Here is an 18,930-nt window from a genome sequence, read left to right as displayed (position 1 = left end):
CCTCCCCGCGCAGCAGCTGCGCGGGGAGGCCGCCCGTCGGCCTGTGATCACCCGGCCGTGCGCCGGTGCCCGTCAGGTGCGGTCGCGCCGGGTGAAGGTGAGGTGGGTGACCCCGCTCGGGCTGCTCACCGCCTCGGTGTCGAAGCGCTCGTCCAGCCCCTCCAGCCCGGCCCACAGCGACTCGCCCCGGCCCAGTACGATCGGCACCACGACCACGTGGAGGTGGTCGATCAGGTCGGCCTCCAGGAAGGCCCGGACGGTGCGCGGCCCGCCGCCGATCCGGACGTCCAGCCCGCCGGCTGCCTCCTGGGCCTGCCGCAGCGCCTCCTCGGGGGAGGCGTCGATGAAGTGGAAGACCGTCCCGCCCTCCATCTCCAGGCTCGGGCGCGGGTGGTGGGTGAGCACGAAGACCGGGGTGTGGAACGGCGGGTTCGGCCCCCACCAGCCCCGCCAGTCCTCGTCCTCCCACGGGCCGCGCTGCGGTCCGAACTTGTTGCGGCCCATGATCTCGGCGCCGATGCCGTCGCCCCAGGTGCGGGCCATCGCGTCGTCCACCCCGGTCCCGCCGGTCTCCTTGCCCTGCATCCGCCGGAAGGTGCGGGTGCCGAAGAACCACCGGTGCAGCCGGTCGGTGGCGTGCCCGAAGGGCTGTTCCAGGCTCTGGCCCTCGCCGGTGCCGTACCCGTCGAGGGAGATCGAGAAGTTGTGGACCCGGACCAGGGACATGCTGCTGCCTCCGCTGCTCGTGGCGCTCCGACGGCCACTCGCAGCCGTCCGCTCGCGGGCCACGCTAGCGTCCGGGTCCGACAGATCTGACGCTCCGTCACCGACGGGCGTGGCGTGTCAGGGGGCAGCGGCTCCTGGGGCGGGGCCCGGGCCGAGGTGGTGAAACCGTCACGATATTGTCGTGCCTTCTTCACGAGGCGCACGTCCAGTCCGGCGATGCTGCCTCCGGCGGCGCGCACCGGCGGCCGTCGTGACCATCTCCGGGGGGACGAATCCGATGACCGTACGCCGTACCCTGGCCGGCCTGCTGGCCGCCGGCCTGCTCGCCACCGCCGCCGCCCTGGTGCCCACGGCGGGCCCCGCGGCCGCGGACACCACCGACACCGGCACCGGCGCCCTGCCGTTCGGCTCCGCCACCACCGTCGGCCTGCACAACACCTACGAACCGGCCGCCTACCCGTACCTCGCTCAGAGCCTGGACACCGGCACCGGCATGATCGAACTCGACCTCTGGACCGACGTCGTCACCCACGAGTGGAAGGTCAGCCACGCCAACCCGCTCGGCAACTCCAACAACTGCACCGCCGCCGACACCCCGGCCCAGCTCTACGGAGGTGGCACCGACAAGAACCTGGAGCACTGCCTGGACGACGTCCGGGTCTGGCTCGGCGCCCACCCGGGCGCCGGACCGCTGGTGATCAAGCTGGAGGTCAAGGGCGGCTTCGCGGCGAACCTCGGGATGGGCCCCGAGCAGCTGGACACCCTGATCGCCACCCACCTGGGCAGCGCGGTGCTGCGCCCGGCCGACGTGCTGGCCAAGCCCGGCGGCGGCTCCTTCGCCACCGTCGACGAGGCCGTGCGGGCGGGCAACTGGCCGAGCCGCTCGGCCCTCGCCGGGCGGGTGCTGCTCTACGCGATCCCGGGTACGGTCGAGGAGCACAACCCCTTCGACACCCTGCACACCGACGTCGAGTACGGTCGGCACCTGCGCGACCTGGCCGCCGCCGGCCGGATCGGCAAGGCCCAGCTGTTCCCGGCCGTGCACGGTGCGGCGGGCGGTGACCCGCGGAGCAAGTACACCGGCGCGGACGCCGGCCTCCGCCCCTGGTTCGTGGTCTTCGACGGCGACGCCGCCACGTACCTCAACGGCATCGACACCGCCTGGTACGACCGCTCGCACTACCTGCTGGTGATGACCGACGCCCAGAACGTGGCGCCGAGGATCAGCGCCACCGACCCGAGCGTCGACCAGGCCCGCGCCCGCACCGAGCAGCTGGCCCGGGCGCACGCGAGCATCGTGTCCAGCGACTGGCGCAAGCTGTCGCCGGTGCAGTCCCTGGTGCTGGCGCGGGGCTGACGGTCGGCCGGTCGGCCGCTCTTCGTGCCGGTCTAGGCTTCGCCCTCGTGGCGAAGACGATCGAACAATTGGTGGCCGGCCTGGCCGGGACGCACCGGGTCAGCGAGGTGTGCGTGCTGCTGGACGAGCACCTGGAGCGCGGTGACACGGCCTACCACGTGGAGGTCGGCGCCGCGCTGCACCGCCGCTACGGCTCCGGCTGGGCGGGTGCCGAGCACGACTACCTCTACGAGCGCATCCTCTGGGACGTGGCCACCAGGCCCGGGCGGGTGCACGTGGAGCGCGCGCTCGAGCTGAAGCTCGCCGTCAGCTCGCGCATCGGTCGGCCGGTCCGCCGGGCCGCCGCCGTGCTGGCCGAGTACCAGCCGCTCGCGGCGCTGGCCTGGGTGTTCGCGGCCCCGGCCGACCATCCGCGGGTGCCGGAGGAGCTGCGGGCCCAGCTGCTGCAGGAGCTGGTGCTGCGGGGCGCCCCGGTCGCGCAGCTGCCCGAGGCGCGGGCCTGGGCGGCGGCCTCGCCGTACTGGGCCGGACACCCGCTGGCCAGGCTGCCCTGGACCCTCGACCCGATCGAGGGCAAGCCCCTGATGCCGCACTACTCCCGCGGCGGGGTCGCGTACAGCGTGCCGTACGGGCTGCCGACGGGCACCTGGATCGCGGCGGCCGGCCGGGTGGCGGTGGAGATCGGGGCGGACGAGCCCGGGCTGACCGTCGCCGTGGAGGGTTGGGCCCGGCGGTTCAACGGGCAGCTCGAGGCGGCGGTGTTCGAGGCCGAGCGGCCGGTCGCGCCCGAGGAACTCCCGGGGACGCTGGCCGGGCTGCCGATGGACTGCATGTCCGGGGCGGGCTGCCGCGGCCCCCTGGGCGGCGTCCCCGGTGTGGACGACGCCGACGGCGGGGCGCACGCGGCGCACCTGGCGGTCGTGCCGACCACCGCCGCCGAGGTCTGGCGCCAGCTCTTCGTCGCCGCCTCCAGCGGCAGCGGGGGCGAGCGCGAGTGGCGGTACGGCGGCTACGGCCGGCTGGCTGCCTGGCGCTCCCTCGCGGCGATGGCGGGCGCGGGGCCGGAGGACCCGGTGGCCGAGGTGGCGCGCCAGGCGGGGGAGTGCGCCTGGTACGGCTTCACCATGTGCGGCGACTGGTTCATCTGCGACGACCTGGACCTCGGCTTCGCCGTCCTGGACGCCGGGCGCCGCCGGCTCGCGGTGCTCGCCGGCACGGACTACCGCGGCGGCTGACGGCCAGGCCAAGTCATCGACGGATACGGCGAGTTGACCGGAGATGAAGACTCCGAACGGGGCTTCCGGCGAGCCCCGGGGCTCGCCATCCTGTTGGCATGACCAGAACTCTACGCGCGTGGAAGACCCGTGCCGCCGCCGTCGCCGTCATCGCCCTGGCCACCCTGGCGCCCGTCGCCACCGGGGCGCAGGCCGCGGTGAGCGGCAAGGTGTGCGTGTCGGCCCTGCCGTCCCAGGCCCGGACCACCCTCGACCTGATCGCCCGCGGCGGGCCGTTCCCGTACTCCCAGGACGGCGTGGTGTTCACCAACAAGGAGCACGTGCTGCCGTCCCAGCGGTACGGCTACTACCACGAGTACACCGTGGTGACCCCGGGCGCGCCGACCCGTGGCACCCGCCGGATCGTCACCGGGCAGCGCTCGCAGGAGGACTACTACACCGGTGACCACTACGCGACCTTCCGCCTGATCGACTTCGGCTGCTGACTCCAACCGTCGTCCCGCTTCCGCTTCCGCTTCCTCTTCGGGCCCCGGCCGCGCGCCGGGGTCCGTTGCCGCTCCGGGGCGGTGCCGTCGCCGTTCCGGGGTCCCTTGCCGCTCGGTTGCCGTTCCGGGGCCGCGCCCGGCCGGGCGGGGGACCGGCGCGATAGGGTCGGCGCTGCCCACCCGTGCACCCCGGAGGACCTCGTGCCGCAGATCCTGGTCGACCACTCGGCCGAACTCGCCCTCGACCGGTCCGGCCTGGCAGCCGAACTGCACAAGGCGGTCACCGAGGTGATCGACACCACGGTGCCGGAGTGCAAGACCCTGTTCCGCCCGGCCCCGCACCACACCGTCGGTGACGGCACGAGCGGCGAGGCCGTGGTGCTGGTGGAGTTGAAGATCCTGGCGGGCCGGAGCACCGCGCAGCGGGCCGAACTCACCGCCCGGGTGCTCGAGGTGCTGCGCTCGCACGTCGCCGGGCCGGCCGCGATCGGCGTCCAGGTCACCGAACTCGACCGCGACACCTACCGGTTCGTCCACCACCCCGGCCGCTGACGCCCCACTGCGCCGCCCGCTGACGGCTCGTTGCCCGTTGCCCGTTGCCCGTTGCCCGTTGCCCGTTGCCCGGCGGCCGAGCCGGTCGACCGGCCGCTTCCCGCCGCCGGCCCGCGCCCGCCGTCCGGTGCCCGCGACCCCGCCAGCCCGGTGTCCGCTACCGGCCGGTCGAACACCGACGGTATCGTGGCAGGGTCGTGGAGGGGGACGTACATGGTGAAATCAGCAACGGGCGACGGAACGGGCGGGCCGGAGCAACCGGGGGAGCGCGCCTCGGCCATCGCCCGTCGGCTGGACCGGCTGATGGCCCGTGAGGCCGCCAGGTCGGGCGGACGGCCCCCGGCCTACCGCGAACTCGCCGACCGGATCAACCGCCTGGCGGGGCGGGACGTCATCTCCCGCGACACCGTGCGCAACCTCCACCTCGGCCTGAACCAGAAGGGCCAGGCCTGCAACCCCACCGTGGACACCCTCGACTGGCTGGGCCGGGGCTTCGGAATCGGCGCCGGCGCGAGCTACTTCCTCGACGACGCCAAGGCCGCCGTGGTCGACGAGCAGCTCGACCAGCTGGAGCGGATCGCCGAGTTGCGGCAGGCGCTCGGCAACGACGGGGTGGTCAACCTGGTCAAGCGGGCCTCCGCGCTGTCCGACGGCAGCCTGCGGGTCCTGCTCTCACTGGCCGACAACCTGCGCAAGCTGGAGCAGGACGCGGCCGACGAGGGCCCCGTCGGGCGGGAGGCGGGCCCGGCCGACGCCAACTGAGCGGGAGCACCGCACCACCACCCCCCGACCGGCTCCCGCCCGCCCCCGGCTCCGAAGGAACACCCTCGCCTTGGCCTTCCCCCGCGGCCTGCGCCGACGCTGTGAGCAGCGGCTCTCCGGCCTGAGTCTGCCCGCCCCGTTCACCGTCGAGGGCTTCCGCGCCGCCCTGGAGCGCGAGCGGGGCCGACGCATCGTCATGGAGCCGCTGCCCGCGCTCGGCCCCGACCTGCCCTGCGGGCTGTGGATCGCGCTGCCCAGCATCGACGTCGTCTACTACGAGGAACGCACCAGCCCCGCCCACCAGGACCTGATCAAGCTGCACGAGCTCGGCCACGTCCTGTGCGGCCACACCGGCACCCTCGAACTGTCCCGGCTCTCCGCGCTGCTGCCCGACCTGACGCCCGAGCTGATCGCCCAGCTGATGGGCGCGGGCCGCACCGGCTACCACACCGCCGAGGAGCAGGAGGCCGAGATGATCGCCCTGCTGCTCGCCGACCTGGTCGGCACCGCCACCGACCCGGTGTCCGACCGCCTGGCCGAGAGCCTGCTGCACCCGATACGCCAACCCCGGTGGAGGAAGTCCTGATGCGCCCGCTGTTCACCTGGCTGATGCCCTCGCTGATCTGGGGCGTCGTGCTCTGGCGGGCCCCCACGGCCTTCACCACCCGGGCCAACCGCGCGCTGTGGGCGGCCTTCACCGCGATCGCCCTCGGGCTCAGCTGCCGCCCGTCGTTCGTCGAACACGCCCTGGGCGACCTCACCGGCATCCGGGACGTCACCCAGTTGCTCAAGCACCTGGCCGGTGTCGCCGCGGCGTACTTCCTGCTGGAGTACGTCCAGGAGGTGCGCCGGCGCCCGGAGCGCCCTGGTGCCGCCCGGCTCCGGCTGCTGCTCACCGTGGTCGCGGGCGTCGCCCTGAGCCTGCTGTTCGTCTTCGCCCTCCCGCACGACGCCGACGGCGGTTTCGGCATCGACGCCCACTACGGGGACCCGGGGGTCAAGGCCTACCTGTGCGTCTTCAACACCGTCTTCGCGCTGGCCAGCGCGCGGGCGATGGTGCTGTTCTGGTCCAACCGGGCGGCCGTCCCGCGCGGGGCGCTGCGGGTCGGGGTCACCTGTCTGGCGGCGTCCGGGGCCACCGGCCTGCTGTACACGCTGTACCGGTACTGGTTCACCCTGGCCAAGGGCGACTCGACCGAGTTCGACGCCGCGGGGAAGCCGATCCCGCTCCAGGACACGGTCAGCGAGGTGCTGCCCGCGCTGATGCTGGTGCTGCTCGTCCTCGGCGTCACCATCCCGCCCGCCCGGGCGGTGTTCGGCTACCTGCGCGACCAGTACGCGCTGTGGCGGCTGCACCCGCTCTGGGCGGACGTGGTGGCCGCCGTCCCCCAGGTGGTGCTGGGTACCCCGAGCAGCCGTCTGCGGGACGTGCTGACCGTCCGTGACCGCTCGGTCGACCTCGCCCACCGGGCCTTCGCCATCCGGGACGCCGCCCTGGTGCTGCGCGAGGACGACCCCGGTCCCGGGTGCGCCCCGGCCTGCGGGGTCACCCCGGCCGCCGAGTGCGTGGCGGCGCCCGCCCCCGGCGAGGACCTCGCCCTGGTCGAGGCCCGCTGGCTGCGGGCCGCCGTCCGGCACCGGGCCCGCGACCTCCCCGCCCCGGCCCCGCCGGCGGCCCTGGCCGCGACCACCGGCGGCCGTACCCCGCGCGAGGAGATCGCCTGGATGCTCGCCGTGGCCGCCGCCTACCACCAGCTCGGCGCGAACGAAGGCGCGTGACCATGGGTGACCACGCGTAGTACTCGGCATCGGCGCAACCGTCCTACCCGACCGGCCCGTTGACGGACCGACCGACCGGTCGTCGACTCTTTTCGCCAGTCAATCCCGCCCTGGAGGTGCAGTTTTCGCCCCTCGGCGATTATGATCGTCACCGCGGTGGGGGCGACCCGCCGATGCCAGCAGGGGGGCCGGAGGATGTGCAGCACGGGCGACAGCCGAGTCGGACACGGGCGCGTCGCCGGTGCGCCGGGGGATGACGGAGGGGCCTCCCGGTGGCACCGCCGCGCCCGTGACACGGGCTGGAGCTAGCGGGTCGCAGGGCCCGTCCGGCACGTGGGTGCCGGACGGCCGGGTCCCCGGTACGGCTCGTGCTCCCGTCCCACGGGGGTGGGCGGGAGCGCGAGCCGTACCGGCACCGAGTTGCCGCGAGGGCGCCCCGGGGGTGTCGTGGATTGTCGTGGGGTTGTCAAGACGCGGCCGAACGATCAGGCTGTGCGTCCAGCTCAACCCACCCTCACGCACAATCGAACAACGGAGACCTGATGTCCCACGACATCGATTCCGCCGCCGAGTGCGATCGGCAGCGGATACGTCGCACCCGACGGCTCTTCCACGCGATGACCGCGGTGGCGGTGCTCATCTCGGCCGCGCTCGGCGCCTCCGCGATGGCGGCCCCGCCGACCGCCGCCCCGCCGCCGCCCACGACCGCCGACCAGGAACGGGGCATGCGGGCCGGCCTGCCGTTCCAGGACCCGCCCGTCGCGGACGCGGGCAGCGCCGCCGACCCGAACCTGACCATCACCCTGGACGCCGGCCGCAGCCGCTTCGACATCTCCGGCCGGGAGGTCTACGGCGCGGGCTACACCGGCAGCTTCGTCGCCCCGACCATCCACGCCGACCCGGGCGCGACCGTCACCATCCACCTGGTCAACCACCTCCCGGTGGCCACCAACCTGCACTTCCACGGGCTGCACGTCTCACCCGAGGGACAGTCCGACGACCCGTTCCTGTGCGTCCCGCCCGGGACCGGCACCACCTACCGGCTGGCGATCCCCGCCGACCACCCCCAGGGCACCTTCTGGTACCACAGCCACGCCATGGGCACCACCTGCCCGGCACCCGGCGCCCCAGGCGCGTCAGGCACGTCAGGCACGTCAGGCACGTCAGGCACGTCAGGCATGGCGGGCATGCCCGGCGACGTGGAGAACCAGATCTTCGCCGGCCTGTCCGGCGCACTGGTCATCGGCGACGACCGCACCCTGCTCCCGGCGGACCTGCGGCACGTCACCGCGCACACCCTCGTGCTCAAGGACGTCCAACTGGACCCCGGCGGGCACATCCCGCAGAACACCGGCACGACGACGATCAACTCCGACAACCCGACCGTCCGCCTGGTCAACGGCCGCCTGCGGCCGGTCCTCCCGATGCGGCCCAACGAGACCCAGCTGTGGCGCCTGGCCAACGCCGGGGCCGACATCTTCTACCAACTCCGTCTCGACGGCCACCACTTCACCGTCGTCGGCGAGGACGGCACCCCGGTCGCCCGGGTCACCACCGCGGACACCCTGCTGCTCCCCCCGGGCAAGCGCTACGACGTCCTCGTCACCGCCGGAGCCCACCCCGCCAAGGCCGCCCTGCGCACCACCGCCTACACCAACGGCCCCCAGGGCGACGCCTACCCGGACACCGAGCTCGCCACGATCAGGATCGCCGGCAACCAGCTGCGCCCCCTCCCCGAGCTCACCGGCGGTATCCCGACCGCCCCCGCCGACCTCGCCACCGCACCCGTCGCCCGACGACGCACCGTCGACCTCTCCGAGAGCGCCGACGGCAACACCTTCTACATCAACGGCCAACAGTTCGCGGGGGGCACCTCCGTCTTCGCCACCCCGGCCAAGCTCGGCACCGTCGAGGAGTGGAGCCTGGTCAACCACTCCGGCGAGGACCACCCCTTCCACCTCCACACCACCGCCTTCCAGGTCCTCGCCGTCAACGGCACCCCCCAGCCCTACACCCACCGCCAGGACACCGTCCCCGTGCCCCACGCCGTCGACGGCGCCCCCGGCACCGTCGTCATCCGGGTCGCCTTCACCGACTACCCGGGCAAGTGGATGTTCCACTGCCACATCGCCGCCCATGAGGACCACGGCATGATGAGCTACCTCGACGTGGTCCGGTAGGAGGGGTCCGACCTGCGGAAACCTCCGTAGGCCGGCTGGTTCCCGCAGGCCCTCGCCCGCGCCGGCCCACTCCGTCCAGGAACTGCGGCCGGCGGGTGGGGCAGGCCCGCACCGAGGCCGCAGGCCGTCCCCGGGATCGATCTTGGATCCTCCACATTGCGGCGGCCGCAACCACACACCACCCCGCAATGGTGTCCGAGCGCCGGTCGACGCCTCTCGCCCCGCCCTGCGCCCCCGGTCACAGGGACGGCGAGCCGCTGCCCGTGTGAGAGGTGGCGCCGCTGCCGGGGAGGACCTCCCTGCTGACCGACTGGTGCCAGCCCTTCAGCGTGCGTGTCTGGTCCCGTGCCCGCTCGATGAGGCGATCCAAGCCGTCCGGGTCCAAGCGCGGGTCGGTATCGGCGATGGCGCGCAGCGCCTGCCACAGCGCGGTCTTGCCTTCGACGCCGGCGCGCATCGCCTCCAGTTCGACCAGGTCGCTCAGCGGGGAGCGGCGCACCAGCGACCCGTTCGGCTTGAGGCGCGCGATCCGCTCGCCCGCCAGGCCCAGCCAGGTCCGGTAGTGGCGTACTGGCACCCCGAGGCCGTTCATGATCCGGACCAGGTCGTCGCGGTCTTCCTCCACATCGCGGGCCAGGCGGCGCAGGTCGGCCGCGCGGCGGCTGTCCGGATGGCTGTCGGCCATGCGCCGCGCCAGCGCGGCACCACCGAACGCACCGGTCAGGTGGTCGTTGAGGTAGACGCTCAAAGGTTCCGCCAGGAGTTGGGGAGACATCACGCGTCCTTCGGGAAGGTGGCGGGCAGTGCTGCCCGGCCTGGGCGGCCCGCGGGCGCCGGAGACGTGCAGCAGAGTGGAGGTGTTCTTCCATCGTGCCCTGCACCGTCGACGCACGCCGCCCGACGCGGCCGCCCGCGATCGGCGCGCGGCCGCCACAGGAGGCCGCCGGCCCGGGCCGCAGCCCGGAGGCGGCAGAGAGCCGGTGGACGTAACTTGCCGACATGAGCACACACGAGGCGACCAGGCCGGCGGTAGGGGCGACCACGCCGACGGTAGCGCGCGGGCTGGACGAGGTAATCGTTCCACCAGGCGCCGGCCTGGCTCTGCGGTCACCATGACGACCGGCCGTGAGGTCGCGCAACTGCCCGCGACAGCTCCCCGGCTCCGAGGGAAGTAGCAGCACCATGGGCCGATTCGATTCATTCACCGCCTTGTTGGACTACCCCGTGTATGTCGTCACCGCGACGGCTGAACGGGAGCACGCGGGGTGCCTGGTCGGCTTCGCCGGCCAGTGCTCGATCCAACCGCCCCGCTTCACCGTGTGGATCTCCAAGGCGAACCGCACCTATGCCGTCGCGTCGCGCTCCCAGGTGCTGGTGGTCCATCTGCTCCCGACGCGCCGACATGATCTCGCCGAGCTGTTCGGCGGCCGCACGGGCGATGACGTCGACAAGTTCGCGCTCGCCGCTTGGGAAGCGGGACCGTACGGAGTCCCGGTGCTGGCGGGCGTCGTGGCCTGGTTCGCCGGCCGCGTTCTCGACCGGGCGGACTGGGGCGACCACGTGGGTTTCCTCCTGGAGCCGCTCGACACCGAGGTCGCATCGAGCGGCAGCCCGCTGACCTTTCAGGACGTCAAGGACGTCGACGCCGGACACCCCGCATGACGAGAGTCGGGCGCCGGTGGCGAGACGAGACGGGAGACGACCAGTGACATCGAGCAGCCGTGAGGGAGCGTCCGGGAGCGGCCGCGACGAGACTCCGCAGGAACGGGCGGACCGGCTGTGGAGCGAGATGCTCCAAGAGGTCCGGGTGTGCCAGACCGGTGCGCAGATCCTGTTCGGGTTCCTGCTCAGCGTCGCCTTCACCCCCCGCTTCGCCGCCCTGTCCGACTTCGACAAGAACCTCTACGACGCAACCGTGGTCCTGGGCGCGATCGCCACCGGAGCGCTCGTCGCACCCGTCGCCTTCCACCGCTTCCTCGCCGGGCACGGCATGAAGCCGGAGTTGATCCACGTCGCCGGCCGACTCATCGCCACCGGCCTGGCCACCCTGGCCCTGACGATCACCGCTGCCCTCCTGCTCCTCCTGCGCACCGCCACGGGCGACGCGCCCGTGGCGTGGATCCTCAGCGCCGCGGTAATGCTCTGGTTCACCACCGCCTGGCTGATCCTGCCCCAGGTCGTGCTGAGCCGAACCGCCGCCCGTCAGCACCGCGGCACGCAACGCTGATGGCGTGGTCGGCGCGGCTTTCGGCCAAAGCGGTCAGCCGTTGACGGCCGGGGATGCTCCGGGGAGCGGCGCGGCGGGCGGTCGGGTTGCAGCCCGGGCAAAGAACCGCTCCTGCAAGGTCCGTGACATGGACGGCGAACCGGGTCCGGCTCAGCAGAAGGTGCTCGCGCAGGGCCGCACGGTCAACGCGGTTCGTGCCAGTTCGCGCAGCCAGGTGTGTGCGTGATCGGTGTCGTAGCGCTGATGCCACGACAGGTAGACCGGCGCAGAGGGCAGTTGCAGCGGTAGGGGGAGCACGACCAGGCCGAGGTCGGTCACCGCGGAGCGTGTGGTGGCCTCGGGGACGCTGACCACCAGATCGGACTCGCGCGCGAACGCCAGCGCGGCCGCTTCGGTGGGCACGGTCGCGACCACGCGGCGGGTGAGGCCGAGGCGGGCGAGGGCGTCGTCGAGGTGGTTGCCGAGGTTTCCGCGTCGCGAGACGGTGACGTGCTCGGCGGCGGCGTACTGCTCTGCGGTGACGGCTTGGGCGCCGGTGAACGGGTGCTCCGGCCGCACGGCGATGACGAGGGGGGTTTCGCCCACCTTCTCGGCACGGATGTCCGGTGCGCCGGGAGGGTTGGCGTTCGCCTCCAGGTCGACCTCGCCGCGCCGCAACTCGGGGGTGTCGGTGCTCGATTCCGCGATGAACCGCAATCGCACCCCCGGTGCCTGTGCGCGCACGGCCGCGAGCAGTGCGGGGCCGCTCAGGGCGACCAGGGAGTCGTGCCAGCGGAGGGTGAAGGTGCGCTCCAGCGTCGCCAGATCGAGTTCACGGCTCGGTGCCAGCACCCCCTGGACCTGGTGCAGCAACGCGTGCACCTGTTCCCGGACGGCGATCGCATACGGCGTCGGCGTCATCGTTCGGCCGGTGCGCACCAGGATCTGGTCCCCGGTCGTGTGCCGGATCCGGCCCAGACTCCGGCTCATCGCGGGGGCGGTGACGTGCAGGCGCGCGGCCGCACCGGCCACGCTGCCCTCCTCCAGCAGCGCGTCGAGTGCGGCGAGCAAGTTCAAATCCAGTTGCATGGGAATCATCCTAGCCGTGCCTGACATGCACTTGAGGTTAATCAACCTGCCTTCTAATCTTCGAGAGCAGGCGCAAGAAAGCACGGATTCCGCCCGCGCCACCTCATCCCTCTGCTCAGACGGGAGTACCACCATGTCCGAAACGCTTCCGACCACGGACGCCGCGACCACCGACGCTGCGGTCTCCGACGCCGACCTGCTGACACGGACCGTGATCGCCGTACGCGCCGCGGGCTCCGCGCTGCGCGAGCGCTTCGGCGACGTGACCCCCTACCGGACCCGCGACGAACTCATGCGGGCGCTCGCCGCCAACGACGACACGGCCCTGGCCATCCTGCGCCCCGCCCTCACGGAACTGCGCCCGCAGGCAGGCTGGGTGGAGGACGAGCTCGACGGCGGGGCACTGCCGCCCGGCGAGTGGTGGGTCGTGGACCCGGTCGAAGGCAACGTCAACCACCTGCACGCCCTACCGGAATGGGCGGTCACCGCCACCCTCGTGCGCGACAACCAGCCGGTCCTCACCGCGGTCCACCTGCCGCTGACCGGCGAGACCTACACCGCGCTCACCGGCGCGGGCGCCCACCTCGACGGCAGGCCCCTGCACGTCTCCCACACCACCGACCTCGGCCTGAGCATCGTGGCCACCAGCCAGGCCCGGCCGGACGAGGACGAGACGATCGTGCGACGCGTCGGCTCCTCGATCACCGCGATGCTCCGCGACGCGCTCGTCGTACGCACCGCCGTGCCCGCCACCCTGCACCTGGTGAACGTGGCCGCCGGCAAGGCCGACGCTTTCTGGCAGTTCGCCGGCGCCCGCGCGGACCTGCTCCCCGGCGCACTGCTCGTCACCGAGGCCGGCGGACGGATCTCCGACGCCCAGGGTCGCCCCTGGACCCCGCAGAGCAACAGCTTCCTGGCCGCCGCACCCGGCATCCACACCGAAGCCGCATCGACCCTCTCGCGCTGACCCCCCACCAGAACCCACCCAGAGGAACGAACCCCATGAACGACATCGCCATGAACGACATCCCCATGAACGACATCGCCACACTCGACATCGCCGTACTCGGAAACGGCCGCGTCGGCGGCAACCTGGCCGCCGCCCTCACCCGGGCGGGGCATCAGGTGACCGTGGCGGACCGCACGCCGGGCGCCGCCGCCGACGCCGCCCGGGCAGCCCGGGTCGTCATCAACGCCACCCCGGGCGCCGGCTCACTGGAACGTCTCACCGCCCTGCGCGCCGAACTACAGGGCAAGATCCTCGTCGACGTCTCCAACGCCACCACCGACGGACCGGACGGACTGCCCGCCGACCTGCTCCACCCCGGCTCCAGCCTCGCCGAGCAGCTCCAGGCAGCGCTCCCCGAAACCAGCGTTGTCAAGACGCTCAACACCATGCTCTTCCCGGTGATGACCGCACCGTCCACGCTCACCCAGCCGCCGACCGCGTTCCTCTCCGGCGACGACCCGCAGGCCAAGCAGACCGTCCGCGCACTGCTCACCGGCCTCGGCTGGCGCACGGAGTGGATCACCGACCTCGGCGGAATCCGGACCGCCCGCGCAACAGAAGCCGCGATCCTGTTCGTCCCCCACGTGATCCGGTCCAGCGGGTTCACCCCCTTCGCGATCTCGGTCGCCCGCTGAACAGAACCTGGGAGGGTGCCCACCGTGTCGCTCGACCCCCGGATCGACGCCCTGCTCAAGCAGTTGGCCGAAAGAGGCGGACCCGCACCGGAGAACCTGACGGTCAGCCAGAACCGCTCCTTCGCGAGCGGCCCCGCCACCTTCGCGGTGGCCCCGAAGCGGTCGGCAGCGTGCACGACCAAACGCCTTCTGGGCAGCAACGCCGCAAGGGCCGCCGCCGACCGGGGGACCGGTTGTGATGTGTCGCCCCGGTCGGCGGGAGCCTCGGGTCGATTTCCTCAGCCGGCGGGATCATCCAGGCCATCGGCCTGTGCACCACCTGCCCGACAAGCCGAAAGGGCCCGCCGGTTGAGGCGACGGACCGCCACGGAGATCGAGGCTAGAGGCCCGCAGGCGCCACGACAGAAAGAAACGTCGCCGCACGGGACAAGCCGACAGGGGTAGAAAGGCCGATCGGAATCTGAACTTCATTCCCGACCGCCGTACTTACGGTGACCGGTTCATCCGTCAGATTGGTCACGGTGGCGGTGGTGGCGCCCTGCGGGATGGCATTGGTGTCCGTCTGCGGTGCGCTCAGGTTGTCAAACGTGTCCTCGTCCAGCACGGATACGTTTGGACCGGTGAACTGGACCTGGACCACGCCAACGTCGGCGTGGGCGGTTCCGGCGGTGGAGAGCGCGATCCCGGTGGCCAGCAGCGGTGCGGTGGCGAGCGCGAGGGCGCGGGTGAGGAAAGTGCGTGTCATGAGTCGGGAGTCCTTTCCGATCATGGGGAGCGACTGCGAGAGTGCTCTCTGAGCCGAGTGTGGGGTGGTTCGGTCATCGGCACAACTTCTCGGGGTCATCCGCGTCCTCGTGGACGTCGATCGCCGCCCATCCCCACATCGCCAAGGCCTGGGTCGGCAGCGGCTACCGCACCAAAGCGATCGACCACGGCGCCGGCCTCGGTATCGATGTCCCACGTCGTTCATATGGTTCTCGTCGAGGATGTAACCGGGCTACGAATGAACAGTTCGGCCGTGCCCACTGCCGGCCCGTCAAGTCCCCTTGCGCCACGCCGTGATCATCGCAATTCAAGATCAACTTTTGCGCAGACCCTGGTGCCGCGTCGGACAACCTCCGCCCTCTGCTTGCAGTGACCGATTGGGGTGTCGAAGGTGAGGCCGTGTACCGGCCGAGGGGTCAGAGCCGGTCGGCCAGGAGGCGGATGCGGTCGGCCTGGGGGCCCTTCGGACCCGGGGAGATCTCGAACTCGACGCGCTGCCCCTCGGTCAACTCGCGGAAACCAGGGACTTCGATCTCGGAGTAATGAGCGAAGACCTCGGGGCCCTGCTCGTCCGGTGTGATGAAGCCATAGCCCTTCTCCTTGTCGAACCACTTCACCGTGCCGGTGCTTCGATGCGGGCCGACCCGATCCTGTGGTGCGGTGGCGGGTGCAGGTGAGGGCGTGCGCGGAGGCAGGAGACTTTGCAGCTTGGCGGCGCGTCTGGTGAACTCCGCGGCGAGGTCGCCCAGTGCGGCGATCTCCTGCCGAATGCGCTCGACGTCCGCCGCCGAGAGCGGTGCGTGCTCCCGCGCGTCGCGCTCCGCCGCGTCCTGCTTGTCACCTTTGGACGGCCAGAACCCCATGTCCCCTCCATGAACTCAGGTCAGCGGACCACTGGCCGTCAATCTAGGGCCCATGTGATGTTGTGATCAATGCTGCGATCTCGCGCCTGCCTGAAGGCGCGATCCGGTAGGAAGCTGTCCGTGACGCGCCCACACAGGCGCTAGTCGCCGAACGCGGCCACGTACGACGCCACCCACGGATCCGGTGTGGCGAGCGAGGTCACGACGTGGCCGTCGACGGTCATCAGCGGATCGAACGGAACCTGTAGCAACCGGTCGGGCAGCGACCCGGCGAATTGCTCGGCCGGGATCAGCGTCCAGGCCTGCCCGCCTCGGCTCACCTCGAACGCCGCGTTGAGCAGGTCCCCGGCGGGCGGGCGCGACGGGGCCGTGGGCAGGGCGGCGAGGATCGCGTCGTGCAGCGGCGGGTCACTGTCCCGGGCGGGCAGGTGGAGGCTGTGCGGGTCGAGGTCGTGCAGGCTTACCGTGGCCTTGCCGGCCGCCGGGTGTTCGCGGGAGATCACCGCGTGCAGAGGCTCGGACCAGGCGGGCGTCACCGTCAGCGTCGTGGATGCCAGGGTGCCGCGAACCAGCGCCAGATCCAGCTCGCCGTCGCGGACGGCGTCGAGGCGTGCGGTCACCGGGAGGACGACCAGTCTCGGCTCGGCGCGGCGTTCGCTCTCGCGCAGGCGGGCCAGAGCGCGGTCCAGTCGCGGGGTCACGCAGGAGGCCACCCCGATCCGCAGTCCGGCCACCGAATCCCCGGCCACCACCCGTACCCGCGCCGCGGCGGCCAGGGCCTCCCGGGCGGCAGCGAGAACGCGTTCGCCGGCCGGGGTGAGCCGGACCCGCCGTGAGGTGCGCTCAAGCAGGCGAACGCCGAGCTCGCGCTCCAGCCGGGCGATCTGCTGACTGACCGCCGGCTGCACGATCTGCAGCCGCTCGGCCGCACGGCCGAAGTGCAACTCCTCGGCGACGGTCACGAAGTATCGCAGCGCTCGCAGCTCCACACCGTCGAACCTATCACGCGATGTGATCGCTGCAGGGAGCCTCTGATCATTGTTCACACAGGTCAACCCGGCTGTGATGGGTCATGAGCAGCCCGCCGCAGCGAGTCCGGACGCCGGATGTCGCAGCGCGTGGGCAGACCTGAACGGAGAAAGACACGTGAGTACCTCGACCCTCGGCATTATCGGCACCGGCGCGGTCGGCGCAGCGCTCGCCCGCCGCGCCGTCGACGCCGGCCTCGACGTCGTGCTGAGCAACTCGCGCGGCCCGCAGACCCTGGCCGGCCTGGTCGCCGACCTCGGTCCGCGGGCGCACGCGGCCACCCCGGCCGAGGCGGCGCTGGCCGCCGAACTGGTCATCGCGGCCGTGCCATTGACCGCCCACAAGCAACTGCCCCACGCGGAACTCGCCGGCAAGACCGTGATCGACCCGATGAACTACGCCCTGCTGAAGCCCGAATGGAGGATTCCGGAACTCGACAGCAACGAGCTGACCTCCAGCGAGCTGGTCCAGCGCCACCTCGCCGGAGCCCGGGTGGTCAAGGCACTGCACAACATCGGCCCCAGGCAACTGCTGGACCTGTTCCGGCCCGCCGGCGCCCACGATCGCACCGCGCTGCCGCTGTCCGGCGACGACCCGGCAGCCAGGGAAGAGGCCGCCGGCCTCCTGGACGTCCTCGGCTTCGACACGGTGGACCTCGGCACACTGGCGGAGAGCTGGCGCAGCGAACCCAATACCCCGCTCTACGCCATCCCGTACGTGGGACAGCCACCGGCCGGCCTCACCACCGTGCCGGACGTAGTGGCCTGGGCCCAGGCAGCGTCGGGCGTGCCCGTACCCGCCGCCCGCGTCAAGGAACTGGCTGCCGCCGCGGTCCGTGGGCCCGCAGGATTCCGGATGTAGCGCACTCGGCCAGGTGCCTCGTGTGCGCTCACGCTCCGAAATGCCTTCGGCATCACGGAACTCGACGAGAGCCGCACCGTCGGTACGCACGTTCACCGTTGGCCTTTCTTCCCCTGGTCGCGGGTTCGGGACCGGCCGGTTCTCCCGGTGTGCCGATTCCCCCGATCAGGGGTGCAAGGCTTGCCTGTGCTCGACCTGTCCGTTTCCGAAGGCGGAGGAGATGGGATTCCGCGGGAACTTCCTGCGGCCCCACGCGTGCTGCTGCTACAGGTTCCTGCAAGGATCCATGACCTTGGTCCCGCCGGTGGGGAGGCGAATTCCTCTAGGGTGTCGCGGCTCGTCCTTGGATCATCTTTGGGTAGCCGTTTACCTTGATCAGAGGGCTGCTCCGTTCCGTCTAGCTTCCGGGGATCCGGTGGAAAACAACGCCCTCGCCGCACTCGGCATCAGCGAGCACGAAGAATCGGTGTACCGGCTGGTCCTGCGCTCGCCCGGCATCGCGATCACCGCGATCGCCCTCGACCGTGGAATCGGCTACGACGTCGCGGAGGCGGCCGTCATCCGGCTGCAGAAACTCGGCATGGTGACCGCGACCGGCCAGAGCGTGGTCACCGGCACCGACCCGAGGGCCGCTGTCGAACGCCTGGCACGGCTTCGGATCCACGGGCTGCAGAGCGAGATCCGACAGGTGGCCTCCTCTCGTCACCTGGTGGACGGGCTGCTGGAGGACCAGAGGGCCGGAGGCCGGGGGAGATCCGAGGAGCTCCAGCGCGTCGAAGGCCTCGACCAGGTCATCGAATGCGTCGACGAGCTGTCCTTCTACACGCGTGAGGAGCGGCTGACCACGCATCCGGGGCCGATCCTCGCGGCCGCTCTCGACGAGGTCAGGTCCCGGGACCTGAAGTACCTGCGGCGCGGGCTGCGGATGCGGACCATCCTGCACACGAGTGCGCTGGTCTGCCAGGAGGTCGACCGCTTCGCCGGGGAGCTGGAGCGGGCGGGCGCCGAGGTCCGCAGTGTGGCAGGCCGGCTGGAGCGGATGGTGATCTTCGATCGTCGTACCGCCCTGGTGGCGATCGACCCCGACGACATCACCCGCGGCGCGCTGGTCATCCGCCAACCGGCGCTGCTGGCCAACCTCCTGGCCCTCTTCGAGCGCCGTTGGGCGCAGTCCTTCGGAGTGGGGGGAGAGCTCCCGAGCGACATCGAACGGCGAGTCCTCCGCGTCATGGCCCGCGTCGACAAGGACGAGGCCGGGGCCCGGGAGTTGGGGATGTCCCTGCGTGCCTATCGCGGCCACGTCGCAGCGCTGATGCGCCGGCTCGGGGCGTCGAACCGTTTCCAGGCGGCTCTGGCGGCGCGGGACCGGAACTGGGTCTGACGAACCCGCCGTGAGC

20 protein-coding genes and 1 pseudogene are annotated in these 18,930 nt (G+C 71.9%); 15 read left to right on the top strand and 6 right to left on the bottom strand.

Going from position 1 to position 18,930, the window contains the following annotated elements:
- Positions 1–72 precede the first annotated feature (72 nt).
- Positions 73–726, bottom strand: a complete 654-nt coding sequence (locus ABTY61_RS32945) for a dihydrofolate reductase family protein (protein ID WP_350508804.1) — start codon at positions 724–726, stop codon at positions 73–75.
- Positions 727–1,003: 277 nt separating this feature from the next.
- Here ABTY61_RS32945 and ABTY61_RS32940 point away from each other — a divergent pair, with 277 nt between their 5' ends.
- The 8 genes from ABTY61_RS32940 to ABTY61_RS32905 all read left to right on the top strand — a co-directional run bounded on the left by ABTY61_RS32940 (position 1,004) and on the right by ABTY61_RS32905 (position 9,076).
- Entirely contained in the window at positions 1,004–2,083 is a 1,080-nt protein-coding gene (locus ABTY61_RS32940) for a phosphatidylinositol-specific phospholipase C domain-containing protein (RefSeq protein WP_350508803.1), read from the top strand.
- A gap of 47 nt (positions 2,084–2,130) precedes the next feature.
- On the top strand, positions 2,131–3,318 hold the full coding sequence (locus ABTY61_RS32935; protein ID WP_350508802.1) for a DUF6183 family protein: 1,188 nt from the start codon (positions 2,131–2,133) through the stop codon (positions 3,316–3,318).
- Between the two features lie 98 nt (positions 3,319–3,416).
- On the top strand, positions 3,417–3,803 hold the full coding sequence (locus ABTY61_RS32930; protein ID WP_350508801.1) for a ribonuclease domain-containing protein: 387 nt from the start codon (positions 3,417–3,419) through the stop codon (positions 3,801–3,803).
- 201 nt (positions 3,804–4,004) lie between these two features.
- Positions 4,005–4,355: a 5-carboxymethyl-2-hydroxymuconate Delta-isomerase gene (locus ABTY61_RS32925; RefSeq protein WP_350508800.1), complete on the top strand. Its 351-nt coding sequence runs from the start codon at positions 4,005–4,007 to the stop codon at positions 4,353–4,355.
- 213 nt (positions 4,356–4,568) lie between these two features.
- Positions 4,569–5,117, top strand: coding sequence for a hypothetical protein (locus tag ABTY61_RS32920; RefSeq protein WP_350508799.1), 549 nt, complete (start codon positions 4,569–4,571; stop codon positions 5,115–5,117).
- Positions 5,118–5,187: 70 nt separating this feature from the next.
- The gene (locus ABTY61_RS32915) at positions 5,188–5,703 is read left to right on the top strand and encodes a hypothetical protein (protein WP_350508798.1); all 516 of its coding nucleotides are present in this window, start codon (positions 5,188–5,190) and stop codon (positions 5,701–5,703) included.
- Positions 5,703–6,896: an MAB_1171c family putative transporter gene (locus tag ABTY61_RS32910; protein ID WP_350508797.1), complete on the top strand. Its 1,194-nt coding sequence runs from the start codon at positions 5,703–5,705 to the stop codon at positions 6,894–6,896. The genes ABTY61_RS32915 and ABTY61_RS32910 overlap by 1 nt, the downstream gene beginning before the upstream one ends.
- 542 nt (positions 6,897–7,438) lie before the next feature.
- Positions 7,439–9,076, top strand: a complete 1,638-nt coding sequence (locus ABTY61_RS32905) for a multicopper oxidase family protein (protein WP_350508796.1) — start codon at positions 7,439–7,441, stop codon at positions 9,074–9,076.
- 238 nt (positions 9,077–9,314) lie between these two features.
- On the opposite strand, the gene ABTY61_RS32900 is transcribed toward ABTY61_RS32905, so the two are convergent.
- Positions 9,315–9,851, bottom strand: coding sequence for a hypothetical protein (locus tag ABTY61_RS32900; protein ID WP_350508795.1), 537 nt, complete (start codon positions 9,849–9,851; stop codon positions 9,315–9,317).
- A gap of 407 nt (positions 9,852–10,258) precedes the next feature.
- Between ABTY61_RS32900 and ABTY61_RS32895 the strand changes: the two genes are divergently transcribed.
- The gene (locus ABTY61_RS32895; RefSeq protein WP_350508794.1) at positions 10,259–10,738 is read left to right on the top strand and encodes a flavin reductase family protein; all 480 of its coding nucleotides are present in this window, start codon (positions 10,259–10,261) and stop codon (positions 10,736–10,738) included.
- Between the two features lie 43 nt (positions 10,739–10,781).
- Positions 10,782–11,303: a DUF6328 family protein gene (locus ABTY61_RS32890; RefSeq protein WP_350508793.1), complete on the top strand. Its 522-nt coding sequence runs from the start codon at positions 10,782–10,784 to the stop codon at positions 11,301–11,303.
- A 150-nt stretch (positions 11,304–11,453) separates the two neighbouring features.
- Here ABTY61_RS32890 and ABTY61_RS32885 read toward each other — a convergent pair whose 3' ends face one another.
- Entirely contained in the window at positions 11,454–12,371 is a 918-nt protein-coding gene (locus ABTY61_RS32885; protein WP_350508792.1) for a LysR family transcriptional regulator, read from the bottom strand.
- A 133-nt stretch (positions 12,372–12,504) separates the two neighbouring features.
- On the opposite strand from ABTY61_RS32885, the gene ABTY61_RS32880 reads away from it, so the two are divergent.
- Complete coding sequence (locus tag ABTY61_RS32880; RefSeq protein WP_350508791.1) at positions 12,505–13,338, top strand: inositol monophosphatase family protein; 834 nt, start codon at positions 12,505–12,507, stop codon at positions 13,336–13,338.
- A gap of 35 nt (positions 13,339–13,373) precedes the next feature.
- Positions 13,374–14,015 (top strand): NADPH-dependent F420 reductase, encoded by a 642-nt coding sequence (locus ABTY61_RS32875; RefSeq protein WP_350508790.1) that lies wholly within the window; start codon positions 13,374–13,376, stop codon positions 14,013–14,015.
- A gap of 379 nt (positions 14,016–14,394) precedes the next feature.
- Here ABTY61_RS32875 and ABTY61_RS32870 read toward each other — a convergent pair whose 3' ends face one another.
- Positions 14,395–14,760 (bottom strand): hypothetical protein, encoded by a 366-nt coding sequence (locus ABTY61_RS32870; protein WP_350508789.1) that lies wholly within the window; start codon positions 14,758–14,760, stop codon positions 14,395–14,397.
- Between the two features lie 122 nt (positions 14,761–14,882).
- Between ABTY61_RS32870 and ABTY61_RS32865 the strand changes: the two are divergent.
- A pseudogene (locus ABTY61_RS32865) lies at positions 14,883–14,972 on the top strand (IS5 family transposase); the annotation flags it as partial.
- 224 nt (positions 14,973–15,196) lie between these two features.
- On the opposite strand, the gene ABTY61_RS32860 reads toward ABTY61_RS32865, so the two are convergent.
- Together ABTY61_RS32860 and ABTY61_RS32855 are read right to left on the bottom strand one after the other, a co-directional pair.
- Complete coding sequence (locus ABTY61_RS32860) at positions 15,197–15,397, bottom strand: cold-shock protein (RefSeq protein ID WP_350508809.1); 201 nt, start codon at positions 15,395–15,397, stop codon at positions 15,197–15,199.
- Between the two features lie 386 nt (positions 15,398–15,783).
- Positions 15,784–16,632 carry a LysR family transcriptional regulator gene (locus tag ABTY61_RS32855; protein ID WP_350508788.1) on the bottom strand — a complete coding sequence of 283 codons (849 nt, stop codon included), beginning with the start codon at positions 16,630–16,632 and terminating at the stop codon, positions 15,784–15,786.
- 157 nt (positions 16,633–16,789) lie between these two features.
- Between ABTY61_RS32855 and ABTY61_RS32850 the strand changes: the two genes are divergently transcribed.
- Complete coding sequence (locus tag ABTY61_RS32850; RefSeq protein WP_350508787.1) at positions 16,790–17,533, top strand: NADPH-dependent F420 reductase; 744 nt, start codon at positions 16,790–16,792, stop codon at positions 17,531–17,533.
- A gap of 415 nt (positions 17,534–17,948) precedes the next feature.
- The gene (locus ABTY61_RS32845; protein WP_350508786.1) at positions 17,949–18,914 is read left to right on the top strand and encodes a helix-turn-helix transcriptional regulator; all 966 of its coding nucleotides are present in this window, start codon (positions 17,949–17,951) and stop codon (positions 18,912–18,914) included.
- Positions 18,915–18,930 lie beyond the last annotated feature (16 nt).

It is taken from the genome of Kitasatospora sp. NPDC096128 (assembly GCF_040303105.1).
Taxonomy (GTDB): domain Bacteria; phylum Actinomycetota; class Actinomycetes; order Streptomycetales; family Streptomycetaceae; genus Kitasatospora.
This window is presented reverse-complemented; position numbering and strand designations above follow the sequence as displayed.